Annotated in this window: 1 protein-coding gene and 1 pseudogene; both read left to right on the top strand. The window is 46.1% G+C overall.

Annotated features, from left to right (window positions below):
* Positions 1-3: 3 nt before the first annotated feature.
* Positions 4-786: pseudogene (locus NST83_RS22530) on the top strand (condensation domain-containing protein); the annotation flags it as partial.
* Positions 760-8,535: an amino acid adenylation domain-containing protein gene (locus NST83_RS22525; protein WP_342418025.1), complete on the top strand. Its 7,776-nt coding sequence runs from the start codon at positions 760-762 to the stop codon at positions 8,533-8,535. The pseudogene NST83_RS22530 and the gene NST83_RS22525, both read left to right, overlap by 27 nt.
* Positions 8,536-8,558: the final 23 nt, after the last annotated feature.

Genomic DNA, 8,558 nt, shown 5'->3' with positions numbered 1-8,558 from the left:
TACCAAAACGGTATGGGTAGACTGATTTCACTGTACTTCCAACAATTTTCCAAGGAGAGGGCCGCAATGAACGGATTTGAAAAAGAAGGCATATTTTGGAGCGGACGTTTTGATTCTGACAGTAGGATGACAACATTTCCCTACAGTCACCCGGAAAACGGAGGGCAGCCAGCATGGGCAACAATTCAGACTGATTTGCCTTCGGAAATATCCAGTCGTGTATTGTCTATGGCTAAGGATTCGGATATGGCAGTGTATCTGATTGTTTTAACTGGCTTGAGTGGGCTGCTGTTCAAATACACTAATGAAAAGGACCTCATTTTAGGAATTCCGACTACACAGGCTCATCAGCAAATGTATCCATATATTGAGGAAATGCTGCCTTTAAAAGTAGAAATAAGCGATTCTTCTACTTTCCGATCGTTGTTAAGGGAGGTCAACCTGTCGGTTAATGAGTCCATTAAGCATCAGAATTTCCCTTTTCACAAAATGACGGAGCATCTGCATCTACCGACTGATGAGAACGGTATTCCTAGTGTGCATACCGTTGTGTCACTTCGTGAATTACATGCTTCCGAGTTCCGTGATATGGCAATAACCGATAGTATCTTAACGTTCAGCCAGAACATGGGGACGCTAGCGATGTCCCTCCAATACAATAGCAGGCTGTATGACGAATCTTATATGCACAAAGTAATGGAGCATTTTATCGGCATATTTACATTGATGATGGATCAGCCCGGACTGGAATTAGGCAAAATGGACATACTGTCTGCCGCAGAGCAGCAAGAACTTTTGACCTATTTAAACGATACCACACAAGCAGATTACCCGCGTGAAGAGACAATTCACGGCTTGTTTGAGAAACAGGCCTGTCTCAGACCAGATCATCCTGCTGTTGTATATCAAGATCAATGCTTAACCTACAGACAACTAAATGAGCAGGCTAATCGGCTGGCAAGAACATTAAGAGCGGAGGGGGTAGTTACCGATCACTTAGTTGGTATACTGGCTGATCGTTCTCCGGCCATGATCGTTGCAATCTTGGCCGTCTTGAAAGCTGGAGGCGCCTATGTTCCTATAGACCCTGAATACCCGCAGGAACGGATTGAGTATATGATGAATGATTCCTGCGTTCAGGTTATTTTGACACAAAGCCATCTTCAAGCGAAGGTTGGTACTTCTGCCAATGTAAAGGTTCTGCTGCTGGACGATGCACATTCGTATGCTGAGATTCACTCTAATCCTCAGTATCCCGTGCATTCGCAAGCCCTTGCTTATGTAATCTACACATCTGGAACTACGGGCCAACCTAAAGGGACTCTAATTGAACACAAAAATGTTGTACGGCTGTTGTTTAACAGTCAAAACCGGTTTGACTTTGGAGCGGAAGACACCTGGACGATGTTTCATTCCTATTGTTTTGACTTCTCTGTTTGGGAGATGTACGGAGCATTGCTAAACGGGGGTAAATTGGTCATCGTACCAGCTTTAACGGCTAAAAATCCGCAGGAGTTCAGAAAACTGATTCTGTCTGAAGGGGTTACAGTTCTGAATCAGACGCCCACTTATTTTGCACAGCTCATTCAGGAGGAGTTCTTGCACAGTCCGACTATGCTGCATTTACGGAAAATCATTTTTGGCGGGGAGGCACTCCGTCCTGCGATACTCAAGGAATGGCGAGAACGATATCCAGCGATACAATTAATCAATATGTACGGCATTACAGAGACGACCGTGCATGTCACGTACAAGGAAATTGGAGAGCAAGAGATAGAGTCTGGTAAAAGCAATATCGGACAACCCATTCCGACACTACAAGCTTATGTATTAAATAACCGAAAGCAGCTTATGCCTGTAGGCGTGCCCGGGGAATTGTATGTAGCTGGCGACGGATTAGCCAGGGGTTATTTACAAAAACCAGAGCTAACAGCAGGAAAATTTGTGGAGCATCCATTCGTGTCCGGTGCAAAAATGTATAAAACCGGAGACTTGGCCCGTCTGCTTCCAGACGGCGATCTGGAATATTTGGGACGCGCAGATCATCAGGTGAAGATCAGAGGATACCGCATTGAACTGGGTGAAGTGGAATTACAGCTTATGAAAATCCCTTCAGTCCAGGAAACAATAGTTATTGCTAGAGAAAATGGAGCAGGGCAACAGCAGCTTTGCGCTTATGTGGTGGCAGAACAACATGTGACGGCAGCCGACTTGAGAGAGCAGCTTGCCCTGCATTTGCCCACATATATGATACCATCCCATTTTATTCAGTTAGAACGAATGCCGCTCACACCAAATGGGAAAATTGACCGCAAAGCTCTGCCTTCTCCCGAGACTATGGTGCATACCGATAAAGCTTATGTGCCACCGAGTACGCCAGCGGAGGCTGCTTTGGCCGTCATTTGGGAAAATGTTCTTGGTGCCTCGAGAGTGGGCATTACCGATAATTTTTTTGATCTGGGAGGAGACTCCATTAAATCCATTCAGGTATCTTCCAGATTGTATCAAGCAGGATACAAGGTTGGTATGAAGGAACTGTTCAAGTATCCGACTATTGCGGAATTAAGTCCTTACATCCAGTTAATAAGCCGGACGGTTGATCAAGGGGAAGTACAAGGGAAAATGAAATTATCCCCGATTCAACACTGGTTCTTTGAACAGATGACTACGGATATTCATCATTTTAATCAGTCTGTCATGCTCTACCGTGCGGAATCGTTTGAGGAAACTGCGCTACGTAAAGTCATGTCGCAACTGGTATGTCATCATGATGCGCTGCGCACGGTATTCCGGGAGAGTGGGCAAGGCTATGAAGCTTGGAATCGGGGAAGCAATGAGGGAGAAACGTTTTGCTTGTATACCTACGATTTCACCCACGAAAAGAACCCTGCTTGTTCAATAGAGCAAAAGGTGTCGCAGATACAGGAGAGCATGGATTTGTGCAACGGTCCTCTTATAAAACTTGCTCTTTTCCGATGCGCAGAAGGCGATCACTTGTTCATCACCATTCATCATTTAGTCGTTGACGGGGTTTCATGGCGTATTTTGCTGGAGGACATAGGAACAGGATATGACCAGGCGCTTAAAGGGGAAAGGATCCAATTCCCATATAAGACAAGCTCATATCGGGAGTGGACGGAGTGGCTTAGCGTGCATGCCAATGATTCGCATTTACAGGAAGAACGCGAGTATTGGGAACGCATGGAAGCCTTCTCTGTAGCTTCTTTACCTAAGGACAGACAGGCGGATAATGGACGAATGGCTGACAACGCAGTGATAACTGTACAGTGGACCGAAGAAGAGACTCAGATGCTCTTAAAGAAAACGCATAAAGCATACAATACTGAAATTAATGATCTGTTATTAACTGCACTCGGATTGGCGGTCCAGCGTTGGACCGGCTTTGAGCAGGTTGTAGTTAATTTGGAGGGCCATGGACGTGAAACCATTTCTCCGGATCTGGATATGACGCGGACGGTTGGTTGGTTCACGAGCCAATATCCGGTTCTGCTGAATATCAGCCGGGACCATACACTATCGGACCATATTAAACATGTGAAAGAAGGGCTTCGCCAGATTCCACGTAAAGGGATTGGCTATGGTCTGTTCAAATATTTGTACGCCCGACAGACGGAACGCAATGTCCTGTGCAAACCGGAAATCAGCTTTAACTATCTTGGTCAATTTGATCAGGATTTGAATGTGCAATCGCTTCGTCCATCAGCCTATAGCGTCGGTCTGTTGGAAAGTGAAAATCATCCGCGGCTTTATGCTCTGGATTTAAACAGCATTATTTCCGGTGGTGCCTTAACCCTGTCCATAGGATACAGCAATCACCAGTATGACGAACAGACTGTGCGCCTGTTTGGTGAATATGTGCGGACGGAGCTTTCTAGAGTCATACAACACTGTGCGGCTCATACACGTACAGAGATAACACCAAGTGATATTTCATTCCAGGGATTGACGATTCCTATGCTTGATGAACTGGTGAAGTATACAGCGGATACTGGAGAGATTGAAAATATATGCTCGTTAACTCCCATGCAAAAAGGCATGTTATACCACAGTCAGCTTCATACGCAGTCCGGGGCTTATTTTGAACAAGCAAATTTTAATATTCAGGGGAATTTGGATATCTCTTTAATGAAGCAAAGTTTACAGCAGCTTACGCAACGACATGCTATTTTCCGTACTAACTTTTACAGTGGCTGGAGCGATATGCCTTTTCAAATTATTTATCGGCAAAGGAACTTTGAGTTTCATGAACAAGATATCCGGGGGATAAACAAAGAGCAGCGCGAAGGTTATATAGATGCTTACACAAGGGATGATGCGTCTAGGGGCTTTGATTTGTCACAGCATGCACTTGTTAGGATGTCGGTCTTGCGTACTGATGACGCTGCTTATCGTTTTATTTGGAGTTTTCATCATATCCTAATGGACGGATGGTGTGTACCGCTGGTCCTCCGCGAACTGCTGGAAATCTATACTGCGGCACAGGAAGGACGAGAACCCCGTTTGCCTGAGGCAGTGCCCTACACGACGTATATTGAATGGCTGGAACAGCAAGATGAGGAGGCAGCAAAAGCTTACTGGAAAACCTACTTGCATCAATATGAAGGGGAAACGCTTCTTCCTGGAAGCAAGCTGACAGCAACCGAAGCGTTTGAAGCGAGTGCCTATGATCCGCAGCAATGGACCCTCTCGGTCGATTCACAATTAACTGCCCGTTTAAAACAGATTGCCGCTGAGCATAAGGTAACTTTAAACACGTTGCTTCAAACGGCGTGGGGAATACTGCTTCAAAAGTGGAATCGTCATCAGGATGCGGTATTTGGAAGCGTTGTGTCCGGCAGACCTGCTGAAATCCCGGGGGTTGAACATATAGTTGGCTTGTTCATTAATACGATCCCTGTACGCGTTCGCTGTGAACCTACAGATACTTTCAATCAAGTAATGGCTCGGACTCAGCAGATGGCTATAGCCTCTCATGCTTACGACACGTATCCATTATATGAAATACAGGCCCAGTCCAACGTATCTCGTAATTTAATTACACACCTGCTGGTGTTTGAAAACTATCCAGTAGAGCAGGAGATGGAAGAAGTAAATGCTGGTCATCGTAATTCCGGTACATTGACGGTAACAGATGCTTCACTTGATGAATATACAGGCTATGATTTTAATCTCATAATCGTTCCCGGAGAAACGCTTACCTTCCGTTTTCAGTATAACGAGTTGGCTTATGCGGAAGAAGATGTGCAACGATTGGGTGGTCATCTGCTGCAAGTATTATTTCAGGTCGCACAGTGCCCGACTTTTCCTGTACAAGCATTGACCTGTATTACAGAAGATGAACAGACACAGATATTAGATGAGTTCAATCAGACGGATAAAGCATATCCATCCAATCTGACCCTTCATCAATGGTTTGAAGAACAGGTGGCGCAGACACCGGACCAGGTTGCTGCGATAGCGGGGGATCGGCAATTCACGTACCGGGAACTTAATGGACAGGCCAATCGGTTGGCAAGGACGTTGAGATTAAACGGAACTGGACCCAACCAAATCGTCGGGCTGATGACGGATAGATCGCTGGAAATGATGGTTGGGCTGCTTGCCATACTTAAAGCCGGCGGAGCCTACATGCCGATTGACCCGCTGCTGCCTGAGGAACGCATAGCCTACATGCTGCACGATGCAGACGTAACTGTAATGCTGTTGCAGGCTCATCTTCAGCCACAAACTTCCTTTACAGGCTGCCGTCTTGTTTTGGAAGATCCGGGCTGTTACCAGGAGGATGACAGCAATTTGACTCCTATTGCCGGTCCTGAAGATTTGGCATATGTCATCTATACTTCAGGTACGACCGGTCATCCGAAAGGGGTTATGATTGAGCATCGTTCTGTCGTAAACCGGATCCATTGGATGCAATTCAGTTATCCTCTGAACGATAAGGACGTTATTTTGCAGAAGACTACCTTTAGCTTCGATGTGTCTGTATGGGAGTTGTTTTGGTGGGGAACTCAAGGGGCAAGTGTTGTTTTTCTGGAGCCGGGAGCGGAAAAGGACCCATTTACGATCGCTCAGGTCATAGATCGCCATCAAATTTCAGTGCTACATTTTGTTCCTTCTATGCTGTCCGTATTTCTGGATGGTGTGGCAAGTGGCGTTCAGGACATATCGTTACACAGCTTGCGCTGGATATTTGCCAGTGGAGAGGCGTTGAAACCACAGCATGTTAGCCGCTTCAATTCACTGCTGCGAGAACCTAACGGGACACGGCTGGTGAATTTATACGGACCGACGGAAGCAGCTATTGATGTATCTTACTACGATTGTCCAGAAGGCGTGGCTCCAGGGAAAATACCTATAGGAAAACCGATTCATAACATCAAGCTGTATGTCGTAGATGCGGATCATCATTTGCAGCCAATAGGAGTTCCAGGAGAGCTATGTATCAGCGGAATCGGATTGGCTCGTGGCTACATCAACCGTCCTGAGCTGACGGCAGACAAATTTGTTGCTTGCCCGTATGCTTCTGGAGAGCGCATGTACAAAACCGGTGATTTGGCTCGCTGGTTGCCGGATGGAAATCTGGAGTATTTAGGACGTATCGATCATCAAGTGAAAATCCGGGGTTACCGGATTGAACCTGGTGAAATCGAAGCGATTTGGCTAAAAGTACCGCATGTACATGAAGCTGTCGTCATGGCGAGGAAGGACCATACAGGTGAACCTCTCCTGTGCGGATACTTTACAGCAGCTGTTCCCATATCCGCTTCCGAGATTATGGAAACCCTGTCCCAACAGCTTCCAGCTTACATGATACCTTCTTTTGTCATGCAGCTTGACCATCTGCCTGTTACATCCAATGGAAAGCTGGATCGCAAGGCTCTCCCGGAGCCTGATAAAGTGGACTTTATGCAGGATCGGTATACTGCCCCACAGACAACACTGGAAATACAGCTATGTGGAATATGGGAGGAAGTTCTTGGTTTGTCGCCGATTGGGTTGGAGGGTCATTTTTTTGAACTTGGAGGCCATTCTCTGAAAGCAATTACACTGGTTTCCAAAATTCAAAAGAGCATGAATATACCGTTAAAAATCAGGGATGTATTCCAGCATCCGATTCTGGGACAAATGGCGCAATACATCTCGAACCTAGAGCAACAAATCTATATCCCGATTCCGGTGGCGGCAAGCAAAGAGCACTATCCGCTTTCTCCGGCGCAAACACGGCTATACTTGGCAGCCCAATCCCAAAGCGGCGGAACTGGATATAACATGCCAAGTGGTATGGTCATTGAGGGAGAACTGGATATCGCTCGTCTGGAAGAAGCATTTCGCCTGCTTATAGCAAGACATGAATCGCTCCGCACGGGATTTGAGTTCATTCAGGGGTTGCCAAGACAGCGGGTGCACGCTGAGGTTCCTTTTTCCATCGACATTGTCGGGGAGGAAAAAAAGGAGGATTATGTTCGTCATTTCGTTCGACCGTTTGATCTGGGGCAAGCACCTCTGCTTCGAGCATCTATCATCGTGCTTGAACGGGAACGCCATATTTTGTTATTTGACATGCATCATTTGATATCTGATGGAGTATCCATGAACCTTCTCGTGCGTGAGCTGGTCAGCCTGTATGAAGGGGAGAAGTTGCCACCGCTTCGTATTCAATACAAAGATTATGCGGTGTGGGAAACGGAACATTTCCGCCGGGACCAACTGGCGAAGAAAGAGGCTTATTGGCTGAACAGGTTTAGCGAAACTCCACCGCTACTAGAGCTTCCTACGGATTTTAACCGTCCGACTGTATGGAATCCAGAGGGAGCAGTCGCGTCCTTCGAGCTGGATGAAGCTTTAACAAGGTCGATAAGCAAAATGGAAGAGGACGAAAAAGTAACCCTGTATATGATCTTGCTGTCTGCTTATACAATACTTCTGTCCAAATACAGCGGTCAGGAAGATATTATTGTAGGAACTCCTGTTGCGGGTAGAACCCATGTCGATATGGAGCCGCTCATTGGCATGTTTATAAATACTTTGGCAATTCGCACAGTTCCTCAAGGTGAACTGACATTCACCAATTATTTGGGCCATGTTAAAGAAACTATGCTGTCAGCCTATGAAAACCAGGAGTACCCTTTTGAGCAGCTGATTCACCGTCTGGGCATTTCGGCACCAGCCAATCGGCATCCTTTGTTTAATACGTTTTTTGTCCTGCAAAACATGAATGCTGAAGCAATTCACAGCAGTTCTCTAAGAATGGAGCCGTATGATCTAGGTGACACCACCGTAGCTAAGTTTGATTTGACGCTGTACATGCATGAGGATGGAAACAGGATTTGCGGAAACTTTGAATATAGTACCAGCCTTTTCAAAAAACAGATGATTGACAAGCTTGTCGCTGATTATACACATATTCTTTCAGTGGTCACCCAACATGTCTCCATTAAAATCAATGAAATTCAATTGCAACAAGCAGAGGCCCAACCTATCGTAGACATGGACGCGATAGAGCTTAACTTTTGACGATGACAGCGGAAAGAGTGCGC

Source organism: Paenibacillus sp. FSL R10-2782 (assembly GCF_038592985.1).
Taxonomy (GTDB): Bacteria; Bacillota; Bacilli; order Paenibacillales; family Paenibacillaceae; genus Paenibacillus; species Paenibacillus terrae_C.
Note: the sequence above shows the minus strand (reverse complement) of the source record. Positions and strands in the feature narration are given on the sequence as shown.

Coding starts and splice junctions, on each gene's coding strand:
- NST83_RS22525 (WP_342418025.1), top strand. CDS start 760: ATGGACATACTGTCTGCCGCAGAGCAGCAAGAACTTTTGACCTATTTA.